General features: G+C 56.5%; 14 protein-coding genes. 8 read left to right on the forward strand and 6 right to left on the reverse strand.

The annotated features are described in order from the left end of the window. Positions 1–168 precede the first annotated feature (168 nt). Together Q0802_RS08190 and ahcY are read left to right on the forward strand one after the other, a co-directional pair. On the forward strand, positions 169–483 hold the full coding sequence (locus tag Q0802_RS08190) for a hypothetical protein (protein ID WP_298916253.1): 315 nt from the start codon (positions 169–171) through the stop codon (positions 481–483). Positions 484–619: 136 nt separating this feature from the next. Continuing rightward, a complete protein-coding gene (ahcY, locus tag Q0802_RS08195; RefSeq protein WP_298916256.1) occupies positions 620–2008 on the forward strand; it encodes an adenosylhomocysteinase in 1389 nt (462 codons plus the stop codon). 53 nt (positions 2009–2061) lie between these two features. On the opposite strand, the gene lysM is transcribed toward ahcY, so the two are convergent. Further along, positions 2062–2487, reverse strand: a complete 426-nt coding sequence (lysM, locus tag Q0802_RS08200) for a peptidoglycan-binding protein LysM (RefSeq protein ID WP_298916258.1) — start codon at positions 2485–2487, stop codon at positions 2062–2064. Between the two features lie 180 nt (positions 2488–2667). On the opposite strand from lysM, the gene Q0802_RS08205 reads away from it, so the two are divergent. Then, positions 2668–3009 carry a DUF2853 family protein gene (locus Q0802_RS08205; RefSeq protein WP_298916261.1) on the forward strand — a complete coding sequence of 114 codons (342 nt, stop codon included), beginning with the start codon at positions 2668–2670 and terminating at the stop codon, positions 3007–3009. A gap of 237 nt (positions 3010–3246) precedes the next feature. On the opposite strand, the gene Q0802_RS08210 is transcribed toward Q0802_RS08205, so the two are convergent. From Q0802_RS08210 to tsaD, 5 genes are read right to left on the reverse strand one after another with little or no spacing between them, the layout of a single operon-like run. Then, on the reverse strand, positions 3247–3642 hold the full coding sequence (locus Q0802_RS08210) for a DUF1761 domain-containing protein (protein WP_298916263.1): 396 nt from the start codon (positions 3640–3642) through the stop codon (positions 3247–3249). A 51-nt stretch (positions 3643–3693) separates the two neighbouring features. Continuing rightward, positions 3694–4113, reverse strand: a complete 420-nt coding sequence (locus tag Q0802_RS08215; protein ID WP_298916265.1) for an EVE domain-containing protein — start codon at positions 4111–4113, stop codon at positions 3694–3696. After that, complete coding sequence (locus tag Q0802_RS08220; protein WP_298916268.1) at positions 4113–4385, reverse strand: YciI family protein; 273 nt, start codon at positions 4383–4385, stop codon at positions 4113–4115. Before Q0802_RS08220 ends, Q0802_RS08215 begins: the two co-directional genes overlap by 1 nt. A gap of 1 nt (position 4386) precedes the next feature. Continuing rightward, on the reverse strand, positions 4387–5349 hold the full coding sequence (locus Q0802_RS08225; RefSeq protein ID WP_298916271.1) for an NAD(P)H-dependent glycerol-3-phosphate dehydrogenase: 963 nt from the start codon (positions 5347–5349) through the stop codon (positions 4387–4389). After that, a complete protein-coding gene (tsaD, locus tag Q0802_RS08230) occupies positions 5346–6443 on the reverse strand; it encodes a tRNA (adenosine(37)-N6)-threonylcarbamoyltransferase complex transferase subunit TsaD (protein WP_298916274.1) in 1098 nt (365 codons plus the stop codon). Before tsaD ends, Q0802_RS08225 begins: the two co-directional genes overlap by 4 nt. A 74-nt stretch (positions 6444–6517) precedes the next feature. Here tsaD and Q0802_RS08235 point away from each other — a divergent pair, with 74 nt between their 5' ends. The 5 genes from Q0802_RS08235 to cueR all read left to right on the forward strand — a co-directional run bounded on the left by Q0802_RS08235 (position 6518) and on the right by cueR (position 12788). Next, complete coding sequence (locus Q0802_RS08235) at positions 6518–7228, forward strand: uroporphyrinogen-III synthase (RefSeq protein ID WP_298916277.1); 711 nt, start codon at positions 6518–6520, stop codon at positions 7226–7228. Between the two features lie 69 nt (positions 7229–7297). After that, positions 7298–8572, forward strand: coding sequence for a hypothetical protein (locus Q0802_RS08240; RefSeq protein WP_298916280.1), 1275 nt, complete (start codon positions 7298–7300; stop codon positions 8570–8572). Positions 8573–8582: 10 nt separating this feature from the next. Further along, positions 8583–10082, forward strand: a complete 1500-nt coding sequence (locus Q0802_RS08245; protein WP_298916283.1) for a heme biosynthesis HemY N-terminal domain-containing protein — start codon at positions 8583–8585, stop codon at positions 10080–10082. A 64-nt stretch (positions 10083–10146) separates the two neighbouring features. Next, positions 10147–12402: a heavy metal translocating P-type ATPase gene (locus tag Q0802_RS08250; RefSeq protein WP_298916286.1), complete on the forward strand. Its 2256-nt coding sequence runs from the start codon at positions 10147–10149 to the stop codon at positions 12400–12402. After that, on the forward strand, positions 12399–12788 hold the full coding sequence (gene cueR / locus Q0802_RS08255; RefSeq protein ID WP_298916288.1) for a Cu(I)-responsive transcriptional regulator: 390 nt from the start codon (positions 12399–12401) through the stop codon (positions 12786–12788). Before Q0802_RS08250 ends, cueR begins: the two co-directional genes overlap by 4 nt. The last annotated feature ends 13 nt before the right edge of the window (positions 12789–12801 follow it).

The raw sequence follows: 12801 nt of genomic DNA on the forward strand, positions 1-12801 counted from the left end.
CAGGCGCACCTTAAAGCGCATCTGATCACAAGCTGCCACAGGTTATTGACGGGCTGTGCTTTGTAAACAAGCCCTGTGATCACGATATATATACCATGGGGGAAGGCGTATCCTTTTCCATATGGTCGCCTCCTCCGATGTCAGAAGCGAAACAGAAAGGAGCTTGCAATGGTCAAGCATCTCATCGTCGCCTGCCTGACAGTAGGAATGGCAGGCATCCCCCCGCCGGCGGCCGCGGCAAATTGCGGCCCTCGCGAGGCGGTCATCGAGAAACTGAAATCGAAATACGCGGAGCATTTTACGGCCGGAGGGCTTCAAACGACCCGCACTTCCCAGACTATCGTTGAAATCTGGTCTTCGCCGGATACCGGAACATTTACTGTACTGCTGACCAACCCCAACGGTGTAAGTTGCGTTGTTGCAGCGGGTACGGATTTCTTCGAAGGCTCCGAGATATCCCCTGTCGAAGGCACGGCCAGCTAGATTGGCGAAGGCTCTTGCGATGGCGGATTGATACCGCCCTTCAGAATGTGTTGGGGATGATCTGACCTGACGGATTGTATCATGGCTTTCGTGGTGCTATCTGCGCGGGAAATCGCACGGATAGGAACCCGACCCCATGGCCAATGACTATATTGTAAAAGACATTTCGCTCGCCGAGTACGGGCGCAAGGAACTCAATATTGCCGAAACCGAAATGCCGGGGCTGATGGCTTTGCGCGAAGAATATGGCGAAAGCAAACCGCTGTCCGGCGCGCGTATTGTCGGCTCCCTGCATATGACCATCCAGACAGCCGTCCTGATCGAGACACTGGTGGTGCTTGGTGCTGATGTGCGCTGGGCTTCGTGCAATATTTTCTCAACTCAAGACCACGCAGCCGCTGCAATTGCCGCGGGCGGCACGCCGGTATTTGCCATCAAAGGTCAGTCTCTGGAAGAGCATTGGGACTACCTCGACAAATCCTTCATGTTCCCGGACGGGCCGAATATGATCCTCGATGATGGCGGGGACGCTACGCTTTATATTCTTTTGGGCGCGCGCGCAGAGGCCGGTGAGGATGTGATCGCCGTGCCGACGTCCGAGGAAGAGACCGTGATCAAGGCGCAGATCAAGAAACGCATGGAGGCTACCCCCGGTTGGTTCACCAAGATGCGCGATCAGATCAAGGGCGTCTCCGAAGAGACAACAACCGGCGTGCACCGCCTCTATGACCTCGTCAAACAGGGCCAGCTTCCCTTCCCTGCTATCAATGTGAATGATTCCGTCACCAAGTCGAAGTTCGACAACAAATACGGCTGCAAGGAATCGCTGGTCGATGGCATCCGCCGCGCCACGGATACAATGATGGCCGGTAAGGTTGCCGTCGTGATGGGCTATGGCGATGTAGGCAAAGGTTCTGCTGCGTCACTGCGGGGCGCGGGTGCACGCGTCAAGGTGACCGAAGTAGACCCGATTTGCGCGTTGCAAGCGGCTATGGATGGCTTCGAGGTTGTGTTGCTGGAGGATGTTGTCGGCTCGGCGGACATTTTCATCACGACAACCGGCAACAAAGATGTGATCCGCATCGAGCACATGCGCGAGATGAAGGATATGGCGATCGTCGGCAATATCGGCCATTTCGACAATGAAATTCAGGTCGCAGCGCTCAAAAACCACAAGTGGACCAGCATCAAGGAGCAGGTGGACATGATCGAATTGCCAAACGGCAATCGTCTGATCCTGTTGTCGGAAGGCCGTTTGTTGAATCTCGGAAACGCGACAGGCCACCCCTCCTTCGTGATGTCAGCATCTTTCACCAACCAGGTGCTGGCGCAGATCGAGCTTTGGACCAAGGGCGATCAGTACAAGAATGACGTTTATATCCTGCCGAAACATCTGGATGAAAAAGTAGCGCGTCTTCATCTGGACCGGATTGGCGTGAAGCTGACGCAACTCGACGCAGAACAAGCCGCGTACATTGGCGTGACCCCGGAAGGGCCCTTCAAACCTGAACATTACCGCTATTGATTTAACCGAAAAAAAGGGGCCCGCAGCATCAAGTGTTGCGGGCCTCTTTTCGTTTATGCTTGTGGAATACGCAGCATTTGGCCGGGGTAGATTTTGTCAGGATGACTTAGCATCGGCTTGTTAGCCTCAAAAATCTCATTGTATCGATTGCCGTCTCCAAGCATCTTTGACGAGATCGCCCAAAGAGTGTCACCTTTCTCGACCGTGTGAAAAACCGGCTCGATTTCAGTATCGGCCTCTACGGTTGCAACCCCTTCGACATTTCCAACGGCCAGAATGATTTTCTCTCGCTCTTCAACGGATAAGGCACCGCCAGCGACGGTAACCTTGTCTCCCTCAACGCTGATCTCAGCACCTTTCGTATCAAGACCAATGTCGGAGATTTCCTTGGCGAGTATCTCTTTCGCCGGTGCCTCACCGGCTTCTGCGCCGCCGACAAGCGACGCGCCCGCCGATTTGATAAAATTCCAAAGTCCCATCGTGTTTTCCTTTTGATAAACATTCTCGGCACCTTCGGAAGTCGGCGACGATTATCCTAGGGGAATTTACGTGGATTATTTCCCTTTGTGATCGAGCGGATTGTTGACTAGTCTTTGCGCAATGTCCGCAGAGGGGACAGATGGTTGAGATTTCCTCGGCAATAATTTTGGGAGAGTAATGTGGGAAAAAGAGACGATTTGATCGCGCAATATGCAGATGATCTGAAAAACAAATGCGGCATGACGCCAGATATGGATCTGCTGACAAAGGTGACCATCGGATGTGGTCCGGCGGTCTATGACGCGGATGCGTCAACCGTTGCGTCAAGTCAGGCGGCCGAGCTTGATACAGTCAAAAACAATTTTCTGATCAAAAAACTAGGTTTGTCTGACGGTCCTGAGCTGGATGCGGGGATCAGCAAAGTTATCGAAACCTATGGTCAATCCGAACGCAACAAGTACCGCGCGGTCGTCTACTACATGCTGACCAAACACTTCGGCAAAGAGTCGGTTTACGGCTGAACCGGACCAATAAGTATTTTGGAAGCGCCTCTTTCTTAAGAAGGCGTTTCTTTTTTGTCGCGCATTTAAACTATTGAACAATTGAGATTTTTTTCGTTCTAGAGTATCAACTCTTTATCCGGCCAGTATGGCCAGGACCAGATTCAAACACGTGTGGTGGGTACCGAGAACACGTGGGGTGAAGAAGGGTTCTGGCGCTGTGTCAGAACCCTTCTCGGATTCAGAGAGACAGACTTCCTAAAACAGTGTCAAAACAATGCCGATAACCGTGCATCCAAAGGTTGCGTATCCACCATCGATCAGGATCAGGCTACGTGGTCGTGCGCCAAAACTGTAGAACGTTGCGATCCAGGGGCTCACCAAGAACAAACCAATGCCCAGACCGGAGAGAAGACCTTTTCCCACCGTATCGATACCGCTCAGTACGAAGATATGCCGCATCATTCCAGCAACCAGGATCGCGCCGAGCAGGCTGGTGATATAGGGAATTGGATCGGATCGGTTTGCCGGAACCCCGTTTTCGTCCAACGGCACGCCAGACGCCGCCATCCAGCGATCTGCGAGCAAAGTATACCAGACCGCGCCGAACATGAACCCCGCGACACCCGCGACTGCAACACTGACAAATTCCATGGAAATCTCCCTCGTTTATCGGCTCAGATTGCCACCGCTTGCGAAAAGCCGCTAGCCCGAAATTCCCGCCATGCCACAGACGATGCGCCATTCACCTTCTGTAACCGGTTGCACGGAGAGCCTGGAGTTTCGAACCAAAACCATCTCTGAAAGGGCTTCGACCTGTTTGATCTCATCCAGCGTGACGGGCTGTTCGACCGGTTTTATAGCTTTTATATCAACGCACTCCCAACGCTCATCATCGGTTGTGCTATCGGGATGCGCTTTCGCGATGACTTCGACAATTCCGACGACTGCACGCTCTTTTTGCGAGTGATAAAAAAACCCTTGGTCGCCCACAGCCATTTGACGCATGAAGTTCCGGGCCTGGTAGTTTCGCACGCCATCCCATTCTTCGCCGACATCGCCTTTGGCAACCTGATCGTCCCAGCTCCAGGTCGAGGGTTCGGATTTGAAAAGCCAGTAAGCCATCACCCGATCACCCTGTTCCATGGGATTAGCTGAACGCTCTCGAAGAGGCCAGCCTGACCATACGGATCGCCTGCAACCCAGGCCTCGGCGGCGGTCATGTCCGGCACATCGAGAATGATCAATGATCCGGCCATTTCCCCGGCATCATCCAACAACGGCCCGGCCTGCTGAACCGCGTCGCCGGATTTGAGATAGGCGACATGAGCGGGTCGGTTTTCCTGCCTGACGGGCAAGGCCCCCGGTTTGTCGTGGGCAATCAGGGCAACAAGCATGTCATTCTTCCTTCAGACTTCGGGACAAGAGGCCTGACATGGCCTCGGTTACATCCAAACGTTTTTCCAGCAGGCCCGCAACAGCAGAGGTGATGGGCAGATCGATCTCCAACTCCTGCGCTTGCAGATGAGCGGCCATGGCAGTGGCGGCACCTTCGACTGTGATTGACGCATCAAAGGCATTTCCTTTGCCGATGGACAATCCAAGGCGGTAATTGCGCGACTGGGAAGATGTGCAGGTCAGGACAAGATCGCCAAACCCTGAGAGCCCTGCCAGCGTTTCAGGCTGGGCGCCTTTGCGCAATGCAAGTCGCTGCATCTCGGCAAAGCCGCGCGTCAGCAGGGCCGCGCGTGCACTTTCGCCTAACCCGGCGCCCATCGATGTTCCGCAGGCGATCGCAATCACGTTTTTGAGCGCCCCGCCCAGTGACGCGCCGATCTCATCGAGGCTGCGGTAAAGGCGCAACGTCGGCGTTGACAATGATGCCTGCAACAGTCTTCCGCGGTGGTCATCTGCACAGGCCAGGGTCAGGCCGGTCGGCATCCCGGCGGCAATATCCGCAGCGAAGCTTGGACCCGTCAACAAAGCCTTTTCTGCATCGGGGACTTCTTGATCAATGATGTCGAGGGGACCCAACCCGGTGCCAAGCTCCATGCCTTTGCAGCAGGCAACCAGCATCTTGCCGCCAAGGGCGGTGGCGTGGTCTTGCAAAAAGGCACGAAGTTTCTGCATCGGGACGGCGATCAGAAGTATTTCAGCGGAAGCTGCGCGATCAAGGTCGGCGGTGACTGTCAGGTCTATTGGAAATGCCTTGCCGGGAAGCCGGAGCGCGTTTTCCCGGGTGTTTTGCATCGCCGCGACATGGTCTGTGTTGCGCGCCCACAGCAAAGTGGGGCCAACCTGACCCATTGTGATCGCCAGGGCGGTGCCGAATGCGCCCGAACCCAAAACCGCGATGCTCATGCTTTTGCCCCTTTCTTTCCGCTGCCCAACATCGCCGGGCTTGATTTATCCAGCGGCCAGCGGGGACGCGCTGAAAGGGAAAAATCATCAGCCGGTCTGAGGGGCATTTGCTCAAGAGCCGCATAGGCAATCATCGCGGCGTTATCTGTGCAAAGAGCAAGCGGCGGGGCAGTGAATTCGGCCCCAAACTCGCTAGAAACAGTCTCTAATGCATTTCGGATCGCCTGATTGGCGGCGACGCCACCAGCGACGCAAAGGGTCGGCGCCGACGGTTCCGCTTGCAGATAGTCTGAAAATGCGCGCCGCGTTTTTTCGGCCAGAACATCAACAACTGCGGCCTGAAATCCTGCGCAAAGGTCTGCGCGTAGCTGGATTGGCAAGCCGCCATGTTCTTCGATGATGCGGTCTCTTGTTCTCAATACGGCTGTTTTCAATCCGGAAAAGGACATATCACAACCGGCCCGGTCCAGCAGCGGTCGCGGCAGGTTGAACCGCATATGGTTGCCCAGTTTCGCAGCCTTCTCGACAGCGGGTCCACCGGGCTGAGGCAATCGCAGTAACCTTGCGACCTTGTCAAATGCCTCGCCCGGAGCATCGTCAATCGTCCCGCCGAGCCTTTGAAACTGATCCGCGCTGCGCACCAGCAGAAATTGACAGTGGCCACCGGAAACAAGCAGCAGAAGGTAAGGGTAGGGCACGCCATCGGTCAGTCTGGGGGTCAGCGCGTGCCCTGCGAGGTGATTTATCCCGTAAAGGGGCGCACCCGTCGCGGCAGAAAGCCCCTTTGCACACATGACACCTGACACAACGCCTCCAATGAGGCCGGGGCCAGAGGTTACAGCAATGGCGTCTATCTGCGCGATCGAAGTCTCCGCCTCGGCCAGCGCTTCCTCGACACAGAGATCAAGAATCTCTGCATGGGCCCGCGCAGCGATCTCAGGAACGACTCCGCCGAAATCTGCATGCAGGTTGGCTTGACCCTTGACGACAGATGACAGGATTGTGGTCTGCCCCATCCCGTCCCGGTGCAGGATTGCCGCCGCTGTGTCGTCACAGCTGCTTTCCAATCCCAGAATTGTGACGGACTTACTCACTGAAGGCCCCGTTGCATGCATATGGGCAGGCAGGTAACACCGTAAGCGGTCGCAAACAATGCCAAGGGTCTTTAATGGGTCACGCTCCTATCTCTTTGATACTGACCCGGCCTGCGGGGTCAAATGAGCGATTCCTGGAGCTTTGCCCACCGCGGCTCTTTCCGCGCTTTCAGGTGATACACGCCCCGCTGACAGAGATTTCGGCAACCGGTCTGGCCGTAAACCTGGACCAGGAGGATAACGCGATCTTCACCTCTGCGAATGGTGTGAAGTTCGCCCCGGCTGGTGCGGGTCGGAAGGCCTATTGTGTTGGGGCCGCCACAACCCGCGCTGCGGCGCAGGCGGGCTGGATCAGTCAGCGCGGAGGCGAGGACGCCGCCGGATTGATTTCATTTCTGGAGCATCTGAAGCCCGAAGAGCGGCTCGTACATTTATCTGGCGTTCACACCCGTGGACAGGTTGCAGAGAAACTGGGCGCGGCTGGGCTCAATGTCGACCGCGTGAAGGTTTATGACCAAAAGCTTATGCCACTGACTGCCCAGGCAGACGACGTGTTGCGCAAATCGGGCCAGGTTGTCGTGCCCCTGTTTTCGCCGCGATCGGCGGCACATTTTGCGGCGATTTGCCCCGCCAGCGCATACCCCTATGCCGTTTTCTTAAGTGAATCTGTGAACGCTGAAGCTGCCGGATTAAACATCGCGGGTTCTGAAACAGCGGAAAACCCTGATGCAATCGAGATGTGGCAGGCCATTGAAAAGATGGTCGCGCGCATCACCTTGGGTTGAGAGGTGGAGGTGGCGCGGGTAAGGTTCTAGGGCGTGCCTACGGGGGGCAGATTCGAAAGGGTGTAGGGAGTGGCGAAAGCTGAAGACGAAAAAGACGTTTCTGACGAGGGCACGGCAGTGGAAAAGCTGCAATCTGATGCCGATGAACAGGCTGCTGCGCCAGAGTCAGAGTCGAGTTTAGATGCCCAGGAGGAAGCTTCGGAAGCAGAAACGTCTGATGCTGAACATGAAAACGGTGAACTTGATCCGGACACCGCCCCCGAAGGGGGTCTTGCGGAAAAGGAAGATCTCGCCGACGGCGATCCAGAAGATGAGGTCGAAGCCGAGCTTGAACATGAAGAAAGCGCCCAGGAAGCTCAGACAGAGGAGCGTCCGGCACCCCCTCCGGCCCCCGCGCAAAACACATCCAGTTTCTGGCCCGCGGTCTTTGGTGGCGTGATTGCCGCGCTTTTGGGATTCATTGCGGGTCGTGGGGACGTTCTTGATGGTGTTTTGCCAGCATCAATGCAGCGACAAGCTGTTGATCTCGCTCCAATTGAGGCAGAAACGCAAGCCCTGGCGGAGGCAAACAGCGCGCTGATAGAACGGATTGATGGTCTGGAAGCGGTTATCGCTGCCACGCCCGAACCGGTTCCTGCTCGGGACGAAGAATTGATATCCTCGGTTGATGCGCTTCAATCTGCATTGCTTCAAATGACATCGCGGCTGGAGGCCATCGAGTCCCGGCCCGAACCAGAGCCTAGCGCACCGGTTGTCGACAATAGTGGCGAGATTGCTGCTCTCCAGTCCGCTCTTGCGGATTTGCAGGCGCAACTGAGCGAAGATGAAGCGCGTGCACGGACGGAGGCGGAACGTGTTCTGGCACGCGCCGCGCTTACACGAGTGGAGACGGCAGTCGACAGTGGCACCGCTTTCGAGCCTGCCTTGGGTGCCCTGGAAGAAGTGGCACCGGTTGATGTTCCGGATGTTTTGCGATCCGCGGCGGCCGAAGGGGTGCCCACAATGTCCATGTTGCGCGAAGGGTTCCCTGACGCGGCGCGGGCCGGGCTGGCAGCGGCTCGCGCGGAAGTTCCGGAATCGGAAGTGCAGGGGATCGGCGGTTTTATTCGCCGGCAATTGAGCGTCCGGTCGGTGACGCCGCGTGAAGGGACTGATCCGGATGCGATATTGTCCCGCGCAGAGGCGGCCATGAAAGCGGAAGATCTGGATACCGCTCTGCGCGAAATGGATGCTTTACCGGATGCGGCGAAGGCCGCGATGCAGGGTTGGCTTGATAGTGCAAATGCGCGCAAGGCTGCTCGGGACGCGACGAAATCCCTCTCCGACAGTCTGACAGTGAACTAAGGAAAACGTTATGCTCTGGTCCCTTATAAAGATTGTCCTGTTCGTTGCTGCAGTGGCGCTACTTGCCCTTGGTGCAGGTTACCTGCTTGAAAGCCAGGGGGGCGTGCAGATCACCGTCATGGGGAGTGAATTTACCTTTAGCCCGATCCAGTCTGTCATAGCCGTCGTTGTTTTCGTTGTTGCGGTCTGGATCATGTTGAAGCTTTTGTCGCTGCTGTTGGCGACATGGAAATTTCTCAACGGGGATGAAACTGCGCTATCGCGTTATTTCGACCGTAATCGCGAGCGGAAGGGTTTTGAGGCGCTGTCCGAAGGGATGATGGCGCTGGCCAGTGGAGAAGGGCGGCTGGCGATGGCCAAGGCTGCCAAAGCTGACAAATACCTCAATAAACCCGCCTTGACCAACCTGTTGACGGCGCAGGCCGCAGAACTGGCGGGCGACAAGCACAAAGCGGAAGAGACCTATAAGAAACTCGTCGCCAATGATGCCACGCGATTTGTTGGTGTTCGCGGCATTCTTAAGCAAAAACTGGCTGATGGAGACACCGAAACAGCGTTGCAATTGGCCGAGCGCGCCTTTGCGCTCAAACCGAAGCACGAAGAGACACAAGATGTTTTGCTTCGCCTGCAAGCACAGAAAGAAGATTGGTCGGGCGCCCGGCAAACACTCAGCGCCAAGCTGAAACACGGGCATCTACCGCGCGATGTGCACAGACGGCGCGATGCGGTTCTGGCCTTGTCGGAAGCCAGGGACATCATGGCCGGTGATGCAACCATTGAAACACAGGAAAAAGCGATTGAGGCCAACAAGCTCTCGCCTGATCTGATCCCAGCCGCTGTTATGGCGGCGCAAAGCTACATTGAAAAGAACAAGCCTCGTCTCGCCACGCGACTTCTGAAAAAAGCCTGGGAAACGCACCCGCATCCGGATCTTGCTGCCGCATTTGCCGCGATAGAGCCGGAAGAGACCCCGGCGCAACGGATAAAGCGATTTTCGGTGCTGACCCGTGCCAATCCGACGGATTCTGAAACACAGATGTTGCTGGCAGAGTTGCATATTGCAAATGAGGATTTCCCGCAGGCGCGGCGATCTCTGGGCGATTTGGTGGAAAAGGACCCAACGGCGCGATCGGTCACATTGATGGCGGCGATCGAAAGAGGCGAAGGGGCGGATGACGCCGTGGTGCGTGGATGGCTGGCGCGCGCGCTCTCGGTTTCTCGCGGACCACAATGGATTTGTGACAATTGCCAGCATATTCACGCTGATTGGGCACCTATCTGCGAGAACTGCGAGAGTTTCGATACCCTCGCCTGGAAGCGGCCCCCTATGTCGGAGGTCGCGATGCCGGTGGGCGTTCAGATGTTACCGCTGATTGTCGGTGCTCCCACGGACAATACGGTACCTGATGACTTGCCGGATGAAGAAACCATCGAAGATGCCGAGTTGCTGCCCGCGGAAGGGTCCGGTGGGACGGATCCGCAAGCGTCGGAAGAGGTCAAGGCAAGTTAGGGTCTTGACCTTCCAGTAACTGGAACCCCTATATCCCTCCTGAAACCTTCAAGAGGGGCCATGCGTGTCTGCATCGCATACAATAAAACTCTCCATCGACAAGATGTCCTGCGCCTCATGTGTCGGGCGTGTTGACAAGATATTGTCCGCTGTAAGCGGCGTGGAACGCGTCGCTGTTAATCTGGCGACCGAAGAGGCCACAGTGGACATAGCAAGTGCTCACCTGGCGCCCGAATTTCTGGCACAGGAAGTGACCCGAGCAGGCTATCCGGCGCAGGTGATCAACGAACGGGATTACGAAGATTCACAGGCTAAACACTCTGATCGGGCACATGTATTAGCCAGACGTACCCTGCTGGCTGCCGTTCTTGCGCTTCCGGTCGTGGTGCTGGAAATGGGTGGCCATATTGTGCCCACGTTTCATCAATTCATCGCGCAAACGATAGGGGTTCAATTCAGCTGGGCGGTGCAGGCTGTCCTGACGACGGCCATTCTTTTTGGCCCGGGGCGCTCCTTCTACGCGCTGGGCATATCCGCGCTGCTGAAACGTGCGCCCGACATGAACAGCCTTGTCGCTATCGGCACCGCTGCCGCCTACCTCTTTTCACTCTGTGTCCTGTTGTTCCCGGATGTTGTGCCAGCGCAGTCGCAGGCCGTTTATTTCGAAGCAGCAGCAGTCATTGTCGTCTTCATTTTGCTGGGGCGTTGGCTTGAAGCACGGGCCAAGGGCCATACGGGCGCGGCCATCAGATCCCTGTTGGATTTGCAGCCTAAAACCGCGAATTTAGAGACTGCTGAAGGTGTCATTTCGGTCGATATCGAAACGCTGTCAGTCGGGGATATCGTCCTTTTGAAACCCGGCGAACGCGTCGCGGTGGATGCCGTCGTCACAGAGGGCAGGGGCCATATTGACGAAAGTATGATCACCGGTGAGCCGTTGCCTGTTGAAAAGGTACCGGGTGATCTGGTGACCGGCGGAACCGTCAATGGGCAGGGCAGCCTGAAGCTGAAGGTAAGGCAAACCGGCGCCGATACTGTACTCGCCAGCATCATCCGGATGGTGCAGGAAGCTCAGGGTGCGAAGCTTCCGATCCAGACATTGGTTGACCGCATCACCCATTGGTTTGTGCCCGGCGTATTGGTAATCGCGACCCTGACCGCCTTTTTGTGGGGGATTCTGGGTCCGGAGCCGGTGGCGTCACATGCGTTGGTTGCCGGGGTCGCGGTGCTGATCATCGCCTGTCCCTGCGCCATGGGTCTCGCAACACCGACCTCGATCATGGTTGCGACCGGACGCGCCGCCGAAATGGGGGTGCTGTTCCGCAAGGGTGATGCGCTTCAGTCTTTGGCAGAGGTTGACCTGATCGCATTTGACAAGACAGGGACGCTCACAGTTGGTCAGCCGGAACTGTCTGAACTAACCGTCAGCGAAGGGTATGACCGCACCAAGGTCTTGCGTCTGATCGCAAGCCTTGAGGCGCGCGCCGAACACCCTGTCGCCAAAGCCATTGTTGATGCAGCAACTCAACAGGGTCTGGAACTGGCACCCAGCCGCTACGTCACCGCGTTGAGTGGTATGGGCATCGAAGGGGTCGTCTCCGGTCAGTTCGTGCTGATCGGCTCAGACCGGTTGATGAAAGATCGCGGCTTGGAAACTACGGCCTTTCAAAACCAGGCCGACGCGCTGTCAGAGCGTGGCCACACGGTTTTCTTCGCGGCGATAGACGACGAGGTCGCCGCAATGATCAGCGTGTCCGATCAAATCAAACCGGATGCGGAACGCTTGATTTCGGGCCTTGTTTCTCAAGGCATCGAGGTTGCGATGATCACCGGGGACCGAAAGGCCACTGCCGAAACAGTTTGTCGTCAGATCGGGATCGACAAGGTGGTCGCCGAAGTGCTGCCAAACCAGAAAGTTGATGCGCTGACGCAATTGCGCGGAGCCGATGCAAAGATCGCTTTTGTCGGAGATGGCATCAATGACGCGCCCGCGCTGGCCTATGCGGATGTCGGTATCGCCATCGGTACCGGAACGGATATTGCGATCGAAGCGGCGGATGTGGTTTTGATGTCCGGCAACCTACAGGGTATCACATCCGCGGTTTCTGCGGCGAAAATGACCATGCGCAATATCAGGCAAAATCTGTTCTGGGCGTTTGGATATAATGTTGCCCTTATCCCGGTCGCTGCCGGTGCGCTCTATTCCGGGTTTGGCATTCTGTTGTCGCCTCAACTGGCCGCCGGGGCCATGGCTCTATCGAGCCTTTTCGTACTTGCGAATGCGCTGCGGTTGCGCCGGATGAACAGGAGAATTGCATGAATATCTCTGATGTGGCCAAACGTACGGGCCTGCCAGTCAAGACAATCCGGTATTATGAAGACATTGGGCTGATCGCACCCGCCCGAAGCGGTAACGGATACCGTAGCTTTTCCGACAGTGACATTCACAAACTGGCCTTCTTGGGCAGAGCGCGATCCCTGGGGTTCGGTATCGATGCCTGTCGCGGGTTGCTGAGGCTTTACAACGACAAATCGCGTGCCAGCGCGGATGTGAAGAAACTCGCACAGGAACATCTGGCTGAGATTGATCAGAAGCTCAGCGAACTGCACCAGATGCGGGACACCCTGTCTCATCTCATCGAGACATGCGCAGGTAATGACCGTCCGGACTGCCCCATTCTGGCGGACCTTGCGTCGGAGTGTTAGCAGGGCTTGACGC

Origin of the sequence: uncultured Roseobacter sp. (assembly GCF_947495275.1) — a bacterium.
Taxonomy (GTDB): Bacteria; Pseudomonadota; Alphaproteobacteria; order Rhodobacterales; family Rhodobacteraceae; genus Roseobacter.